This is a genomic window from Streptomyces sp. NPDC000941, assembly GCF_053599555.1.
Map to the genome: position 1 here is coordinate 1 of NZ_JBSFMM010000532.1, position 1,641 is coordinate 1,641.

At 67.9% G+C, this 1,641-nt stretch carries 2 protein-coding genes; one reads left to right on the forward strand and one right to left on the reverse strand.

What is annotated here, in order from left to right; all coding sequences use genetic code 11:
* Window positions 1-560: 560 nt before the first annotated feature.
* Window positions 561-926, forward strand: a complete 366-nt coding sequence (locus tag ACWDSL_RS53310) for a hypothetical protein (protein WP_450496983.1) — start codon at window positions 561-563, stop codon at window positions 924-926.
* On the opposite strand, the gene ACWDSL_RS53315 is transcribed toward ACWDSL_RS53310, so the two are convergent.
* Window positions 919-1,500, reverse strand: a complete 582-nt coding sequence (locus tag ACWDSL_RS53315) for a hypothetical protein (protein WP_450496985.1) — start codon at window positions 1,498-1,500, stop codon at window positions 919-921. The genes ACWDSL_RS53310 and ACWDSL_RS53315 overlap by 8 nt on opposite strands.
* Window positions 1,501-1,641 lie beyond the last annotated feature (141 nt).

Below are 1,641 nucleotides of genomic sequence, written 5' to 3' on the forward strand. Positions count from 1 at the left end.
CCGCTTGCGCAGGTCAGGCCCTCAGTCATGCAGGGTGAGTAACGGGACTCGAACCAGATCCTTTGCCTCATTGTGACCTGCGGTGATTCCTGGAATCTGGACATATGCGGTCTGTTCGGTGTCACTCGATGACGCTGGATGACGGGCTCATCGTCTCAATGAGGTGCGGTTTGGCCCGGGCCAAACGGGGCTCAGTGATCTTCCCGGGTTGGCCGTCCAGTGAGTAGCAAATGGCCTGACCGCAATGCAGTCGAGCCCCGGCCGGGAAAGGGTCGGGGCTCGAAGATCCTCCCCCCACGCCTGGGGAGCAGTGCGGGGGAGGGGCGATCAGGTGGTTGCGCGGCAGCGACGATCATTGCCCTGCTCAATGACTCATGCGTCTACCTGCCGGTAGGCGTGTCTGAGGTCAGGGAATGTCCCAGTGTCGGCGGTCCAGGATCCGCCTGTGTCCACGTGTGCACGCCCCGTGTCGCTAGGCTCAGGTTGGCGGGCGAATTGGGTGGAGGTTGCCGGTGCTGGAGACAAGCGGAGAGCCCTTCTCTCGGGACGGTGAGCGACCCGTGTGCGGGATCTGCCCCAGCCTGCGCCTGCCTGGCGGAGCCTTCGATGTCCACGAGCGGCCGTCCCGCGACTGCCCTTTCGACCAGACCACCGGCCACCGCTTCACTGCGGCCGGGGTGCCCGTGTGCGTCCACCCTGAGCGAGTAGGACTCCCGGCCGCCCCGTACGCCACTGACGGGCTCCCGCTGCCGTGGGAAGTGCCCCCGCCGGCCGATGCCGCGGAGGTCGCGGTGTGGGTGCGGGCCGCGCTGACCGCAGTACCGCCGGACGCCTGCGACGAGGTGATCGAGCGCGCGATGGACATCCTGCGAGCCTCGGACCCCGGCCTGGACGTTGTGGCGGTGCTGAGGGCTGCGCTCAACTAGCCGTGGTCAGCTCTTCGAACCGGATGGCGTGCTCTCGGCCGGACCGCCCCATACCGATCGTCTCGTAGAGACTCGCCAGGACCGAACGGCGCTGGATGACCTCCTCGTGGCCGAGCCAGTAGCGTGCGGGCGGCTCGCCCCAGGCGGACCGGTAGCACTCGGCCGTGTACGAGTCGGCCGTGTAGTCGGTGTGTTCCTGGTCGGTCTGGTGGATGATCGCGATCTGGTTGTGATCGGCGATTCGGGTCAGGAGCTGGGCCTGCGCGAGCATGGCGTGGGTCATCTCATCGACCGGTACGGCGATGGCGATCTCGGCGGCCTGCTCGTTGCCGGTGAGCCCGTGGACCGCGGCCTTCAGCGCGAGGGCGCGCAGGCCCTCCTCGAACAGCGGCGCTGCGTCCTTCTCCAGCTTCCATTCGGAGACGACCGGGAAGCCGGTGAAGCACTGCCAGTCGTCGGAATAGTTCAGGCTGGCGGCGCGGAAGGCGTCGAATTCCTGGTCGCCCTTGAGCAGGCTAAGGATCTGGATCGCGCCCTCGGCCACCAGCTCCGGGCTGGGCATCTCTACAGGCATTGCGTTTCCTCTCGTGGTGCCGGATGAAGCCCGCGCCCCGGCTGGGGGATCGTGGTCGACCGCAGCCGGGGGCGGGGGTATGGGGCCGAGCTCGTGCCGCTCGGCGAGGCCCGCTCCGGCCGGCCGTCCTCACCGACAAGC